Raw genomic sequence first — 14,303 nt, 5'->3', positions numbered from 1 at the left:
CGTGAGCTTGTCACCCGCCTTCGACAGGTCCTGAGTTGTCTGGTTCTCGGTGAAGATCGATGAGTCGTAGCGACCATCGAGCGGATCATAGGCGAGGTGCTCGACAATCACGGTCGCCTTTTGCTCGTTGATGTGCCTGGCCACCTCGCCTATGAACTGCTCGGGGTTCTGCTTGAACTTTGCAAAGGTGCTGGGGTTGATTCCGGTGAGGATCTCCGTGCAAGTGCGGCGAGTTAGTTGGGTCTTTTCCGCAATTTCGCCAAGGAGATCGTATTTCACCGTGGAGCTTGCAGAAACGGCTGAGTGCTCGACCTTAGTTTCGGAAACCTTGAAGCCCGTGCCCGACTCTAGCTGATCAACCTCGAGGCCCACGACCTGTCGGCCGCTTTCAACAAGGTACTGCATCGCTGTGACATTGAGGGACCTATCGAGCACTCGAATGCAGTTAGTAATGAGCTCGCCAGAGTCAAACTCGACCTGATAGACAGCCTTGTGATTGATGCGGCGCCACAACTCCTGAAACTCGCGCTTTCTAAAGTTCACCTCGTTCAACGGGATCCTCTTCGGCTTGCGGCCGTCTATTGGACTGGGCACGTCGAGGTAGAGCGCATCTAGTAACGGCCAGACGAAGTCGATGACCGGTTTCAACACATCCGCGGCCGGTGGGGCCAGCGTGCCCCCCGCGCGGGCTTCCTTGTAAGTCTGCGTGACGAGACCGTCGTCGTCGATATAATCATGTCGGATGAGGTGGTTGTAGAATGCTTGCGCGACCGTCTTCTCCAGCGCTCTCGTTGAGCCGTCCGCAAGCTTGATGTGTTTCCCAGCAAAGTAATCGACACTTGCCTTGCGTGGCCGAGTCGACAGCGATTGGAGGATCTCTTTCTGAAGCGCGCCGACGAAGTCGGTGTAAGACTCGTCCGTGACGACCGTGAGCTCATTGATATCGTGCACAGTACTTGGATTGTCCATTCTTTCACCGTGCTGGTCGACGCACAGGCGCAAACCACGACCAATCTCCTGCCGTCTCGTCGTGGTGTTGTCACTCTTTTTCAACATGCCCATTACGAATACGTTTGGGTTATCCCAGCCCTCGCGCAGCGCCGAGTGCGACCAGATAAACCGCACCGGCTCTTGGAACGACAGCAGTCGTTCCTTGTCTCTCAGGATCAGGTTGTACGCGTCCACGTCATCTGACTGGCCCGCGTTGTCGCCGCTCTTTTTCACTCGCCCGTCAACCTGGTGGCCGGACTTTTTGTCGATTGAGAAGTAGCCCGCGTGGGTTTTACGAACGTCGATCGCCCCGACATACGCACGGTACCGCTCGGCAGCCTCGTCGAGATCTAGATGAGCGAGGTAGTCGGCCAATAGCGTCTCGTACTCCTCCTCGAAAACGCGCGCATACTCCCCAAGGGTGTTCTCTTGGTTGTAGACACGGTACTTGGCAACTTCGTCGATAAAGAACAGCGACAACACCTTGATGCCCTGCGCGAATAGCTCGCGTTCCTTGTCGAGGTGGGCTCGAATGACTTCCCTGATTTGGATACGTCGTTTCGCATCGTCGGTCACGTCTTGGGTAACCTCACCAGCGGCAACAAACGAGCCGTTGCTCAGCTCGATAATGTCGCGATTGGCGTCGATGTCACGAACGAATAAGCCATTATACGCTTCGATTCCCCCGGATATGGCGTGTAAATTCATGCCCTGGCTCAGCCGCTTCACCTGCCGCTTGATGCCCAGAGCGGTCTGCACTTCGAGCTCGACCCTCGCCTTTGGAAAGTCCGGCCCCTTACCCACCTCCAGCCCGTCCACGTATAGGTAAGCCATGCTGCCGGCGAGGTGCTTCACGGTGATGCCGCGCACTGCAATTTTCTTCACGAGCTTCTGGTTGTAGGCGTCGACTGCGTCGAGGCGATGCACCTTGGTACGCTCGATCTTGTGAGTCGCTGAGTAACGCACCGCGAACAACGCGTTGAATCGTGCGAGCGCTTCCAACGACTTCGACGGCTTACTTGCGTCACCCTCTATTTTCTGCGGCTCGTCGATGATGAGGATCGGCCTGTTCGCCGCTATCACGTCAATCGGTCTGCGAGACTGGAAGTCATCGAGCATCTCGTAAATACGCCGAGCGTCTTTACCGGCAGCGTTGAACGCCTGGACGTTGATAATCATCACCTGAACGCCAGCGTCGGACGAGAACCGCTCCAGCTCGTGCAACCGCGATGAGTTATAGACGAACGTGCGCGGCTTAGTCCCGTAGGACTGCTGGAAGTGCTTGGCGGTGATGTCAAACGATTTTTTCACGCCCTCGCGTATCGCGACCGATGGCACGATCACGATGTACTTCGACCATCCATAGCGCTTGTGCAACTCCATGATCGTCTTCGTGTAGACGTAGGTCTTGCCTGTGCCGGTCTCCATCTCGACGTCGAGATTCAACGCCGCCGCCGATACCCGAGCCGGGTCCTTCAGGTCCTTCGATAAGGACAATCCGCTTCCCCGCTGGACCCCTTGCACGTTCGTCAACAGCTGCGAAGGGGTCAGCGCCAGCTCCGTGTTACGCAGACCGGCGTCCTCAAGCAGCGTCAGCGCTGCATCCTTGCCGGGGTCGACGCGATACCTCACGCCATCGACGAACGGCTGCCCAGCAAATACTTCGACGACTGCATTCACGGCATCGGTCTGGTACTGCTGGACCTTGAACTGGAGCTTCATGAGGTTAAATCGCCCTTACCTCTGTCTCGGGGGAACTCTGGCGGAAAATCTGCTCTGCGTTGATTCGCGCCGAATCGGTGGCGAATCCCGTATCGCGGAAAACTGCCCGCAATGGACGCCTTTCCGCAAGTGAGCGGACAACTTCCACTGGAACCTCTTCTGCAAAGCAGGCGACTAGGGCATCGTCATCGACTGAGTGCACCTGTATTCCGTCGATGGTTTGCTGAACGATTTTAGAAGACATATCTAGGCCCCAGCTCAATAATACCTCGAACAGGAGGTCCTCCGGAGTCCTTTCAGCCTTGATGCTCGTGCTCAAATCGACGAGTGACGACTGTTCGAGTTGATCCGGGGCGCGCGACGTATCCGTGAAGCCGGTGCTGTCAATGCGGAGCATACGGAATCCGGCATCAACGTCGCTAAGCTCCTGCCTGAGTGCCACACCTACCCGGCGGATGCGATCGCGGGTCACTTCAGAGATTGTTTTATAACCGGCAATTGCTGCATCCGATCTAGGTTTGCACTGTTCATCAAGCTGCACCAGAATAAACTTCCGGTTGCCGCCGTCGTCCGCATTCGCTCGGAGAACCGCGTCTCCCATGGACCCTGAACCTGCGAAAAAGTCTAGGACAACGTCGCCATCCGAGCGTGATGTTCCAATTTCGAGCAGGCGCCGCATCAGCCTTACTGGCTTCGGTGTGTCGAAAGCCCGGACGCCCTCAAACAAGGCGGCCAGTTCATCTGTGGCCTCTTCGTTACTGCCGACTTCCGAGAAATCCCAGTACGAGGGGATTGTCTGTCCCTCCGTCTCCTTCAGAAACCGCTTGATGCGGGGGACGTTGTCACCGTCTTTGCCAAACCAAATGCGGCCATCAGCACGGAGCTCGACGAAAGTGCGTTCAACCAACCCCCACGAGCGCCCTGCTGGAGGCTGAATGATTCGACCACTCGGCAACGTCACCGAAAAATATTGGTCCTTGGTGGCCCTTCCTGTCATGCCGGTCATGTCGACCGACGCCCACGGGCCTCGTGGATCCCTATCTGGGTTCTTGAATGATGCTAGACGCTTCTCGCTCAGCGCGATCTTCCCAATGGCGTTCTTTGGCTTCTCAGGATTTCTGACGTAGCAGAGGAGGTAGTCGTGAACTGCTCCGATGGTCGACCGGGCATCCGGCGAGGCTTTTTTCCGCCAAATTATGGAGGCCACGAAGCTCTGTTCCCCAAAAATCTCATCCATGATTCGCTTAAGATTGTCACGCTCATGGTCGTCAATGGAAACGAAAATCGCACCATTCTCTGAGAGCAAGGCCCTAGCCAATCTAAGGCGCGGGTAAAGCATGCTCAGCCAATCGGAATGAAAGCGCCCGTTCGATTCCAGGTTCGCGACGAGTCGCTCACCATTACTGTCGATTTGCGCTGAGCGACGAAGGTATGTCTGAGTGTCCTCGGATCGGTCATCTTCATATATAAATTCCGATCCAGTGTTGTAGGGTGGGTCAATGTATATCAGCTTAACTTTACCAAGATACGACTCTTGCAGCAATTTTAGCGCCTCAAGGTTGTCACCCTCGATGAAAACGTTCTTCGTGGTATCGAAGTCGACAGACTCCTCTCGCACAGGACGTAGCGTCTTAGCGACTGGCGCGTTGGCGGCGAATGCGGCCGCACGCTTACCTGGCCAGTCGAGTTGGTACCGCTCTTGAGGTCCTTCAATGACGTGGCCGGAGAGCTCCTGGCGGAGTGCATCGAAATCGACGGCACGCACTAAGTTACCGTTCACGTCAAATGCTTCAGTGATGACCGTCGGGAAGAGTTTGGCAACCTTGTCGATGTTCCGTTCGGTCAGGTCCGGTGAGTTCATCCTTAGTTTTTCCACGGTTATCCCTTTTTGCTCGGCGCAGGGTCGGACAGCTCCGCAAACACAGCTTCGCATTCCTTGAGTTGCCTGCGCAGGTCTATCTTTCGATTGAGTTGTGGTTCGGTGCGAAGCTTCTTCTCCAGCGAGGTGATTTCACGCTGAACCTTTCGGATGCGTTCTAGCCTGCCCGTTGCGTCTGACACTGTCTCGCTGACGCGGGTGGGCAGAGGAAGCAGCGACGCGAGAATTGCCTCGTACAGGCTCGGCAGGTCGAGCGCCGTCGGGAGTGGCCGGCGGGGGGCGTCGACGGACTGCCAATCGGTCGAAAAGTAGGTTGCTATGTGAGGTGCGTTGCCGTCGAGCGATTTCTGCGCGGCAACCATGCGAATTCCCTCGGTGCTCGCAACTTCGAAGATGATTGGGAAGTGGATCGTTTTGTCGATGGCGGTGAGGACTTCGTTGGCGACGTCCGCGCCCTTGGTCTGGACCGCGAACACTTGGATCTCGGGAACCGCTGTCGTACCGCGCAACTTGATAGTGCCGTCGGCGAGCTTGTAGGCCCACGTGATGCGCTGGATGTCGTTGACAAACTTCTCACGCAACGCGGTGTGGATATTGCCGTGCTCGTAAAATTTGGTCTTGGGTATCGAACGGCCGAAGGCAGAGCCTGCGGGCCAACGCAGGAGTACGGCTTCAGTCATCGGCGGCTTCTGTGACGACAGCGAGGAAGGCAATCAGCTCGAAGTCGTCGAGTCCAGCGATGGATTGCACCAGGGCGGTGGTGTGGCCGGGGCTGAAGAGACTGTCGACGTCGCGGTCCTCGGTGACGTTGATCATGGAACGGATCGCGTCGGTGAGCAACGCCGAGTAGCGTCCCATCTCAGCCCCGTCGCGGGTCTCAGCGTTGAACGCCGCGACGACGCGCGCGACGGGCTCGTTGAGGCCGCGGCAGCCAGCGCGCAGAAGATCAAGCAGCCGTTTGGCTTCGGTGTGATCGGCGACCACGCGCCCGTCCTCGCTGAGATAGATGAGGTAGTACGGGTGCAGGCGGTTTCCTCGATTCGCGTCGTCCGGTGCGTTGACATTGCGGAGGGCGAAGATCACTCCCGGCGGCAGTCCCTGTGCCTCGTCAGCTGGGATTACGGCGTGTAATCCCATTTGGTGCCGGCGCAAATTGCCGTGCTGCTTGATGAATCCGAGCAAATCCATGCGGAAGTCGTTGAGCCCCAGGTCAGTGATCGAGACCCCTGCGCGGACGTCCTCAAGATCAACGACGTCATCCTGCAGACGCCGCAGCTGCTCCCGCCGATACGCGGCTTCGGCGCCGCCCGGGTCGAGTACGTTGTCCTCTCCGGTGCCAGCGATATCCGCGATAACCATGCGGCCCTCGACTCGCTCCTTGAGGTTGATGTAAGCGTCGAGAGAGATGTCGGGCCAGAAGTTTACGAGCTGAATGACGTCGTTCGTCGATCCGATGCGGTCCACGCGTCCGAAGCGCTGGATGATGCGCACGGGGTTCCAGTGGATGTCGTAGTTTATGAGGTAGTCGCAGTCCTGCAGGTTCTGCCCCTCGCTGATGACGTCGGTGCCGATGAGTACGTCGATCTCGCGTGTTTCTTGTGGCATCGTCATGTCGCGTTGCTTCGAGCGTGGCGAGAACATGGTCATCACTTGCTGCGCATCGAACCCCTTACCGAGCGTCGTGCGTGCGCCGCTCGTTCCTCCGGTGATCAGCGCCGTTTCGAGACCGTGACCTGCGAGCACTGGGGCCAGCTCACGGTACAGATACTCGGCGGTGTCAGCGAACGCCGAGAAAATTAGCACTTTGCGGTTTCCCGGATTGAGAGGCCGCTCGACTTTACTCTCGATAACGTTCAGCAAACGGCTGAGTTTGAGGTCGCGGTCCGCCACCACGCGTGTCATGTCCGCGAGAAGGACGCGCAGGATCTCTAGATCCGAGTTCAGGTCGTACCGCCAGGACTCGACATCGATATCCGCCAGAGCGATGCGCACGTCACCGCCCACGAGGAGGGAGGCGAGCTGGGCGTCGTCTGGTTCATCCGTGTCCAGGTCCAGTCCGTTCGTGCCTGCGCCTGCAATTTCATTGCCCGCATCCAACTGGCCGAGCATGCGACCGGTGATCTGCTCGAGTCGACCGAGCGTCAGACGAAATGCCTCGACCGAGCTCTCAAGCCGCTTGAGCAGGTTGACCGTCATGAGCTTCTGGATGCCCTTTTCACGGCCCTGTTGACCAAGGTTCCCTCGGGCCGTCCCCCCCGTCACGCGGGAGGCATCCACGTACTTGGCGCGACGTGACGGCAACACATAATTCAGCGGCGTGTAGACGCCAAGATTGAGGGCTTGCAGCCGGTCGAAGATCTCGTCGAACGCGGGAATCGCGGCCAGATCTGTGAGCGGTTCGCGGATCGACACGGGGGGGAGCCGCTTCGGGAAGGCGACGACGTCACTCGTGCTGTAGAACGCCTGGATGTGCTTGCGTGATCGCGCGATTGTCACCGCGTCGAGGAGTTCGAAAAAATCGAAGTCGAGCATCTGCAGGATGCGAGCGGCGGTGCGGTCTGCGGGGTCAAGTTTGGACCAGTCGTTGAACGCCCTCTGCGCATCACGGAACACGTTTTCCACCGACGTCGAGAGCGTCAGTTGCTGGGCGAGGGCGTCGCTCTCGCCTTCGTAGGCGAGTTGCAGCTGATTCTTGAGGTCGTTGAAGCGGTTGTTGACCGGCGTCGCCGACAGCATCAATACCTTGGTTTTGACGCCCTCGCGGATCACCTGCCGCATCAGCCGCTGGTACCGCGACTCTTTCTCCTCGGAGTAGTCGGCGTTGCGGAAGTTGTGCGACTCGTCGATCACGACCAGGTCGTAGTTGCCCCAATTGATTCGATCCAGGCGGAGGCCGAGCGACTCACCGCGGGTCCGAGACAGGTCGGTATGGGCGAGCACGTCGTAGTTGAATCGATCGCTCGCGAAGAGGTTGGTCGTGAGGTTCGCGTTGTAGTTCGTCCAGTTCTCGGCAAGCTTTTTCGGCGCCAGGACCAGCACGCTCTTGTTGCGCAGCTCGTAGTACTTGATCACCGCTAGCGCGGTGAACGTCTTACCGAGACCGACGCTATCGGCAAGGATGCAGCCGTTGTACGTCTCGAGCTTGTTGATGATGCCGGTCGCCGCGTCACGCTGAAAGTTGTAGAGGCTCTGCCAGATCTTCGTGTCCTGGTAGCCTGTGCGGTCGTTCGGCAGGACGTCTTCGCTGATGTCGTCGAGGAACTCGGAGAACAGGTTGTAGAGGATCAGGAAGTAGATCCGCTCGGGGCTGTTCTCTGCGTACACGCTTGCGATGTGCTCTGCGACCGCCTCGGTCACGTCGTCGACCTGGTTCGCGTTGTTCCAGATCTGGTCGAACAGTTGCACATACTGGTTGGCCATCGGCGTCTCGTCGACCCGGTGAACCATGTTCGATACCGCTGCTCCTGACTCGTACCCGAGATCGGCCGTGGTGAATCCCTGCACCGGCATGTACGCCGCCCGGTCGTCGACGACGACGAACTGCTGCATCGGTTTGCCGGTGGAGTTTGAACGGAAGGTCACCTTGCGCCGCACCCAGTCAGCACACTCTCTCGCGATCGCGCGCTGAGTGAGCCTGTTGCGAAGGCGCACCTCGAACTCGCTACCGGCGATGGAATATTCCGCGGGGCCGCCGGGGATGAAGAACTCGCGGCGCTCCTTGCGGAGCTTGTCGGTCGCCTTCTCGGTGATGAACGACGGCGACGTGAAGATGAACTCGAGCTCGGAGACCTTCTCGAGCTCGTCGCGCAACGCTTCGAACGCGAACATCGAAAATGTCGACGCTGCAATCCGCACCTTCGATCCGGGCGTGATCTCACTTCTAAGGTCATCCCCGAGCAAATCTGAGACGTTGTCGATGATGCGCAAGGTCAGGCCCCTACCTCAGCGGCACCGTTGCGGTGCATCCGCTGATCGACCTCGCTCATCTGGAACGTTCGAAGACGGCACTCCTTGTGTGCGGGTATGCCCTGTTCGGCTCGCCGGGCGTCAACGGTGTCCTTCGTCCTGTCGGCGGACGACCAGGGTTCTACCACGGGACCTCCGAGCGGATGAAGCCGGATTTTCCGGATGTCACCGATCGTACCCGTGGTTAGAAGAGGTCGGTGCGGGCTGTGCCACTCGCTCCCGTTGCTCACCGGAAGTAGGACGTGACCTGGCATTCGTATGCCGCGCGGACACACCGGTAGCGGTAGCGGCAGCTTTGTTGCTTGGCTTAAGACGCGTGCCAGAGGAGTTGCAGAACCTCTCCGTAGACGGGTCACGCGAGAACCGGTTCGAGCTGGAGCGACCAGCCGGCGGGCTTGTCGACGGCGTGGCTGTCTTGGTCGGTGAAGACGTAGAAGTAGAAGGTGGAGAGCCGTTTGTCGTTGCTGCCCGACAGCGCGCCGGCTGCGTAGAGGCGGGTCGCCCACTGCTCCCCCACGACGGCTTGCGCCCAGGCGGTGTACTCGTCGGGTTCGAGGATCTCCGAGTTGCCGACGAGGAGGTTGAGGCCCTTCACGGACACGCTCACCAGAGAGAGCGTCGGGTCGGCGCCGGATTCGGGTTCGAGTTCCGCGGCGGCCCCGCGGTCCATGAGGACGGACACCTCGGCGCGCCGTTTGGTCAAAGATCGTCCCCGCAGGCGTAGGAGTTGCCGTGCCCGAGCGTGAGCGAGCTCGTGCAGCTGGGCCCCGGTCAGGCCTGGCTGTGAAGTGATCCGCTCCCCTGCGTCCGTTAAGAGAGCGCGTTGCATCAGGCGAATGTCGCGCTCGTGCTTGTTGACGATCTTGCGGACGCGTGGCGAGACCATGCCCGGAGTTTAGAGGGAGGGAAGACAGCCCTCCGCCGGTCGTGGGACGCTGACGGTGTGACCGCTCCCCGCACTCCTCTGGCGCGAACCGCGTTGTTCGCGAACGGCATGGTGTGGTTCGGGGCGTCGGTGATGTTCTTCGCGATCGCCGGCGAGCAGACGTACGCGGCGTTCACCGGTGAGTGGTTCAACGTCCTCGGCTGGGCACTGATCCTGGCCGTTGCTGTCGGCCTAGCGGTCGTGGGTGTGGTCGAGAACCGGAACATTCGCGCGGGAAAGACGTACAAACGACGTCCCCGCCGCTGACCACCGCTCGAGCGCAGGTGACCGTTCCACGCGCGTGACCGGGGGGGTCGAGGGGGCTCTCCCCCTCGTGCGGGCCGGCCCGTTTCGGGTCGGCCCGAACGCACGTTCAGAGCGCGAGCGTGTGCAGCATGAGCACGGTGGAGCCGATGGGCTGTCCGAAGTCGGTGTAGTCCTGGGTCGCTCGTTGGTTGCTGATGAGGTCGAGGGCGACCAGCTCCTCCTCGGACTCGTCCGTCATCGGGTCGGGGTCGTCGTCCCACGCTCGGAGCACGGTCCCGGCCGCGTCGAGGACTCGCCAGAGTCCCCAGACTCCAGCGACGGGGCCGGTCGTCTCGTACTTGAACACGAGGGCGGTCGCGGTGGGTCAGCCGTGCGCGGCCGCGGCGACGATCAGCGCACGCGCGGCCGCGGCGATCGCGTCGGGGTCGCGGGAGGCGGTGGCGTCGTCGACGGCGGCTTGCGCGTCGCGCAGCGCCGGGGTGTGTCCCCACACGTCGACGTCGACGGCGGAAGTCGTGGTGGTGGTCATGGTGGGCCTTTCCGCAGAGTCGAAGCGGAGGGGGCGGGGACCGGCGGCTGCCGGTCCCCGCGGAGCGGGCTAGCTAAGGCCCGCGGCGTCCGCGGCGGTGGTGTCACCGGTGACGACCTGCTCGACCGGGGAGAGCGCGTAGCCCCAGGCCGCGAGCTGGCGGAAGTGAGCGGCGGCGCGCTCATCTCCGCGGCGCCACGACTCCTTGCTCGTGCTCGCCTCCTCGCCTCCGAGAACGACGGCCAGCGCGACGAGGCGGGCCCTCGCGGGGTTCGCCTCGACCAGCGCGCCGAGAGCGTCGGCGTGGTAACCGGAGGGCTGCGCGATCCCGAGGAGGGTGTGCGCGAGAGCGTTGCCGCCCGTCATCCCGGAGGATACCGAGAAGCGGTGCACACTGAGGCCCAGGGCGATCACCCGGTCCGCGTCCTTCGGGAGGGTCTTGCGGGAGAGGAACGACCCGATCCACTCGCGGCGCACCGTCTCGGCCGCACCCCACCCCTCGTTGTTGGCGACGAGGATGCGACGCTCGGCCTTCTGCTCGTCGGTCATCGGGCCTGCGGTGGTGCCGCCCTCCTTGCGGAAGCCCGCAGCTCGCGGGTCGGAGAGGTAGTAGCTGAGATCGGCGCTCTTGCCGGTGAACACGACCCGCACATATGAGGCGCGTCCCTCGACGTTCTCGATATCGGCGGCGTCCACGCGGGAGCCGTCCTCCATGCGGAGGTCGCGGATGCTGGTGTGGCTGGTGTAGCCGTAGTAGACCTCGCTGTCGAGGATCGCGAATCCACGGGCGGTCAGCTCGGCCTCCGCAGGGGCCTTGGCCTGTGCGCAAGCTCGCTCGTCGAGGGCGCGCTGCGCGGAGCAGTGTGGTTCGCGGACGCTAGATCGGGGAACTGATCGTTCTCGCTGGTCCGCTGGACGATCCGGACCGCAGTCGTCTCGTCGCCCTCCGCGATCTGGACAGGGATGGTGGCGGGTCCGGCCTCGCGGGTCGCTAGCGAACGGCGCTGGCGGGCGGTACTTTCGACGCCACGAGCGTTGACCGTATCCAGCCGAACCGCCTCCGCATAGGCGGCAGGAATGATTCCGCGACTAGGCGAAGAGACGCAGGGCGACTCGATCCGATGACTCTGCTGATCCCGCTGACCGAGGTCGGCGTCGCGGTCGGAGACTGGTTGACCTCAGGGCCGAGCTTCGCTCCGATCGTCCTGGCGGTGGGAGCCGTCGCCTCGGTCGTCACTCTGCGCCGGCACGACGCGACGTCGTACCTCTCCGCTGCGGTGGCGAAGAACCTGATCGAGGCGCCGGAGAGCCGCGCGGTGACGGTCGGCCTGCGGGACTGACCGACGACGCGACGCGCTCGACCGCAGCGCAGAGGCGCGAGACGGAAACTCGGTTGAACTGCGCCGAGGGTCGGGCTCGCGGAACCGCGACTCTCTCGACGGCGTCCGAGGCCGTCGCCGCTGAACGCTCCGACGTGGTCGCCGCTCGCAGCACGCCCGCGGTGCCACGCGCAGCGGGGAGGGTCGGCGAGTGCCGCAGCCGAACTCATGAATCGCGCAGCCCTGCACCGGTCCGATCGTCGAGGGGAAGGGCGCCGGCGGCGGCCGGCCTGCGGAGGGCAGGGGCGACGAAGATCGCGATGGCGACGAGGAACATGGGCATGATCAGTGCTGCGCGGAGGGTGAAGTGCTCTCCGAGGAAACCGAGGGCGGGCGGCCCGACGAGGAACGCGACGTAGCCGAGGGTCGCGACGAAGGAGACGCGTGCGGCCGGGCGAGGCCCGGAGTCGCCGGCGGCGGAGAGGGCGACAGGAAAGCCGAGCGAGGCGCCCAGCCCCCACAGAAGGACTCCGGCGCCGGCGAGGATCCGGCTGTCGGGGAAGCTGACGAGGGCGAGCCCTGCGGTGGCGGCGGCAGCGCTGACGGTGAGGACGGCGGCGCGGCCGTAGCGGTGCACGAAGTAGCCGCCGGCGAAGCGTCCGATGGTCATCGCGGCTGCGAAGACGGCGTAGACCGCGGAGCCGAAGGCGGCGGTGAAGCCGTGTCCGTCGACCATGACGAGGGGCAGCCAGTCGTTCGCGGTGCCCTCGGCGAGCGCCATCGCGAGCACGATCACGCCGATGAGAAGCAGCGTGCGGTCGGCCCAGACGGGGGCGGTCTTCACCGTCGTCTCGGCGTCCGTTCGCGGGTCGGCTCGCGTGCTCTGCCCGACACCGCCGGGGATGTGGCGGATCGCGAGGGGGACGACGGCGCCGACGGCGACTCCGACGAGGACGAGATGCCAGACGACGGAGAAGGAGGTGGCGGTGAAGGCGATGCCGGCGACGGCACCGATGACAGTGCCGAGGCTGAAGCAGCCGTGCAAGGCGGGGAGGACGGGCTTGGCGATGGCTCGTTCGAGGTCGGCGCCGTCGATGTTCAGCGCGACTTCCGTGCTGCCCATGCCGAGGCCGAACAGGGCGAGACCCACGGTCGTGAGAGCGGCGCTCGACACGGCGGCCCCGAGGCCCACGGTGGGCATGCTCACGACGACGAGCGCTACTCCGAACAGGATCACGGGGCGGGTGCTGAAACGGGCGACGAGGGGGCCGGAGCCGAGGATGCCGATCATGGCGCCGACGGACAGGCCGAAGAGGACGAGTCCCATCTGAGCAGTGGAGGCGCCGAGGAGGTCCCTGATCGCGGGAGTCCGGGTGACCCACGAGGCGATGGAGAAACCGGGGACGAAGAACAGCGCGAACAGAGCCAGGCGGCGCCGGAACAGTGCGGGAGACATGGATTCCCTTCAGGGGGTCGGACGGCCCGGGGACGTCTCGGACAGAGGGGCGCGGAGTGGACGCCCGGGCGGGAACGACGTTCCACGACCCCGATCCGCTCCCCTCACAGCGAGCGACGGCCTCAGCGCGAGCGGAACGTGAACACGGCCGTCCTACTGCGCTCGAAGCACGGCCGCGAGGTTCTCGAGCGCGCGAAGGCTGTCGGATCCGATGGGTGTGAGCACGACGCATGTCGCTCCGGCCGCGTGCCGGGCGGCGATGCCGGCGCGGACACGTTCTGCCGTGCCGGCAAGGGCGAGAGTGTCGATCCACTCGTCCGGGAGCGCGGCGGCGAAGGCTTCAGCGGTGCCCGCACGTTCGCGCAGCGCTGCGAACTCGGACGCGAACGGCAAGGGCGCGATGTGCGGGAACCAGTCGCTCTCGCCGATGACTCCGAGCGGTGATCGCACCACGTCACGCGCGTCGGCGTCCGTGGCCTCGACGGCGGCGATGTCATAGGTGACGAGACGGGGAGCACGACCCGCGCGAGCGGCGTCCACTCCGGCGGTCTCGGACGACGCACGGATGTACTCCGGGGTTGCAGGCTCTGCGAGCACGATGCCGTCGGCGACGTCGCCGGCCGCGGCCAGTGACTTGGGACCTCTCACGCCCCAGACGATCGGAGGCGGCGTGTCGGGAACCGTCGCGAGGCGCACGTCCGATACGTCGACATAGCGGCCGGCGGCCGGCCCCGGTTCTCCTCGCAGCAGCGTCGTCAGAGCGATGGTGTACTCGCGGAGCAGAGTGAGAGGGCTGCCGGGCCAGGCACCGACGGAGCGCATCCAGTCGGGCATGCCGTGGCCGATGCCGATCACTACTCGACCGGGGAAGAGCTCCTCCAGAGTCGCGATCTCCATGGCCGCGAAGGCCACGTTGCGCGAGCCGGCAGGCAGGATGCCGACACCGACAGTGATACGCGTCGTGCTCGCGAGGACAGCGGCGGCCTGAGCGATTCCGCCGCGGAAGCCGAGGTCCTCGACGACCCAGAGTTCGTCGAAGCCGAGGTCCTCGGCACGCTGGGCGAAGACGATGACGTCGTTCGCCGGAAGATCGCGAGGGAGCATCACTCCGACATCGCCTGAGCTGTTCATCATCGGCCTTTCGAGTAGGTGTCTTCGCGCTGTTGCATTCGAGGGAGCGGTCGGCTTTGTCGTGGCAGCCAGCGAGAGGGATTCAAGGTCGCGAGCGCGCCGGGCAGGAGTACCACTCG

The 14,303-nt window shown here is 62.8% G+C and carries 12 protein-coding genes; 2 read left to right on the top strand and 10 right to left on the bottom strand.

The window, feature by feature from the left end:
• From C5C24_RS10330 to C5C24_RS17660, 5 genes are all read right to left on the bottom strand, one after another.
• A partial coding sequence (locus C5C24_RS10330; protein ID WP_104304903.1) for a DEAD/DEAH box helicase family protein occupies positions 1 to 2,712 on the bottom strand: 2,712 nt, incomplete at its 3' end.
• A 4-nt stretch (positions 2,713 to 2,716) separates the two neighbouring features.
• A complete protein-coding gene (locus C5C24_RS10325) occupies positions 2,717 to 4,573 on the bottom strand; it encodes a site-specific DNA-methyltransferase (RefSeq protein WP_219812862.1) in 1,857 nt (618 codons plus the stop codon).
• Positions 4,574 to 4,590: 17 nt separating this feature from the next.
• Positions 4,591 to 5,271: a DUF4391 domain-containing protein gene (locus C5C24_RS10320; RefSeq protein ID WP_104304901.1), complete on the bottom strand. Its 681-nt coding sequence runs from the start codon at positions 5,269 to 5,271 to the stop codon at positions 4,591 to 4,593.
• Entirely contained in the window at positions 5,264 to 8,518 is a 3,255-nt protein-coding gene (locus tag C5C24_RS10315) for a helicase-related protein (protein ID WP_104304900.1), read from the bottom strand. The genes C5C24_RS10320 and C5C24_RS10315 overlap by 8 nt, the downstream gene beginning before the upstream one ends.
• Before the next feature lie 391 nt (positions 8,519 to 8,909).
• Positions 8,910 to 9,443, bottom strand: coding sequence for a hypothetical protein (locus C5C24_RS17660; RefSeq protein WP_146082582.1), 534 nt, complete (start codon positions 9,441 to 9,443; stop codon positions 8,910 to 8,912).
• A 57-nt stretch (positions 9,444 to 9,500) separates the two neighbouring features.
• On the opposite strand from C5C24_RS17660, the gene C5C24_RS10300 reads away from it, so the two are divergent.
• On the top strand, positions 9,501 to 9,749 hold the full coding sequence (locus tag C5C24_RS10300) for a hypothetical protein (protein WP_146082581.1): 249 nt from the start codon (positions 9,501 to 9,503) through the stop codon (positions 9,747 to 9,749).
• 106 nt (positions 9,750 to 9,855) lie between these two features.
• Here the strand turns inward: C5C24_RS10300 and C5C24_RS10295 are convergent, their stop codons facing one another.
• From C5C24_RS10295 to C5C24_RS10290, 3 genes are all read right to left on the bottom strand, one after another.
• Positions 9,856 to 10,095 carry a hypothetical protein gene (locus tag C5C24_RS10295; RefSeq protein WP_104304896.1) on the bottom strand — a complete coding sequence of 80 codons (240 nt, stop codon included), beginning with the start codon at positions 10,093 to 10,095 and terminating at the stop codon, positions 9,856 to 9,858.
• Between the two features lie 18 nt (positions 10,096 to 10,113).
• A complete protein-coding gene (locus C5C24_RS17955; protein ID WP_181135515.1) occupies positions 10,114 to 10,278 on the bottom strand; it encodes a hypothetical protein in 165 nt (54 codons plus the stop codon).
• Positions 10,279 to 10,347: 69 nt separating this feature from the next.
• Positions 10,348 to 10,974, bottom strand: a complete 627-nt coding sequence (locus tag C5C24_RS10290) for a hypothetical protein (RefSeq protein WP_146082580.1) — start codon at positions 10,972 to 10,974, stop codon at positions 10,348 to 10,350.
• A gap of 425 nt (positions 10,975 to 11,399) precedes the next feature.
• Here C5C24_RS10290 and C5C24_RS10285 point away from each other — a divergent pair, with 425 nt between their 5' ends.
• Positions 11,400 to 11,618, top strand: coding sequence for a hypothetical protein (locus tag C5C24_RS10285; protein WP_104304894.1), 219 nt, complete (start codon positions 11,400 to 11,402; stop codon positions 11,616 to 11,618).
• A 205-nt stretch (positions 11,619 to 11,823) separates the two neighbouring features.
• On the opposite strand, the gene C5C24_RS10280 is transcribed toward C5C24_RS10285, so the two are convergent.
• Together C5C24_RS10280 and C5C24_RS10275 are read right to left on the bottom strand one after the other, a co-directional pair.
• Positions 11,824 to 13,053 (bottom strand): MFS transporter, encoded by a 1,230-nt coding sequence (locus tag C5C24_RS10280; RefSeq protein WP_104304893.1) that lies wholly within the window; start codon positions 13,051 to 13,053, stop codon positions 11,824 to 11,826.
• Between the two features lie 153 nt (positions 13,054 to 13,206).
• Positions 13,207 to 14,187: an LLM class flavin-dependent oxidoreductase gene (locus C5C24_RS10275; RefSeq protein WP_258065156.1), complete on the bottom strand. Its 981-nt coding sequence runs from the start codon at positions 14,185 to 14,187 to the stop codon at positions 13,207 to 13,209.
• Positions 14,188 to 14,303: the final 116 nt, after the last annotated feature.

This window comes from Rathayibacter sp. AY2B3, from assembly GCF_002931755.1.
Classification (GTDB): Bacteria; Actinomycetota; Actinomycetes; order Actinomycetales; family Microbacteriaceae; genus Rathayibacter.
Note: the sequence above shows the minus strand (reverse complement) of the source record. Positions and strands in the feature narration are given on the sequence as shown.

Excerpts from the sequence above, each read along its gene's own strand:
- C5C24_RS10275 (WP_258065156.1), bottom strand. The coding sequence starts at position 14,187 with ATGATGAACAGCTCAGGCGATGTCGGAGTGATGCTCCCTCGCGATCTT.
- C5C24_RS10285 (WP_104304894.1), top strand. The coding sequence starts at position 11,400 with ATGACTCTGCTGATCCCGCTGACCGAGGTCGGCGTCGCGGTCGGAGAC.
- C5C24_RS10325 (WP_219812862.1), bottom strand. The coding sequence starts at position 4,573 with ATGAACTCACCGGACCTGACCGAACGGAACATCGACAAGGTTGCCAAA.
- C5C24_RS10320 (WP_104304901.1), bottom strand. The coding sequence starts at position 5,271 with ATGACTGAAGCCGTACTCCTGCGTTGGCCCGCAGGCTCTGCCTTCGGC.
- C5C24_RS10280 (WP_104304893.1), bottom strand. The coding sequence starts at position 13,053 with ATGTCTCCCGCACTGTTCCGGCGCCGCCTGGCTCTGTTCGCGCTGTTC.
- C5C24_RS17955 (WP_181135515.1), bottom strand. The coding sequence starts at position 10,278 with ATGACCACCACCACGACTTCCGCCGTCGACGTCGACGTGTGGGGACAC.
- C5C24_RS17660 (WP_146082582.1), bottom strand. The coding sequence starts at position 9,443 with ATGGTCTCGCCACGCGTCCGCAAGATCGTCAACAAGCACGAGCGCGAC.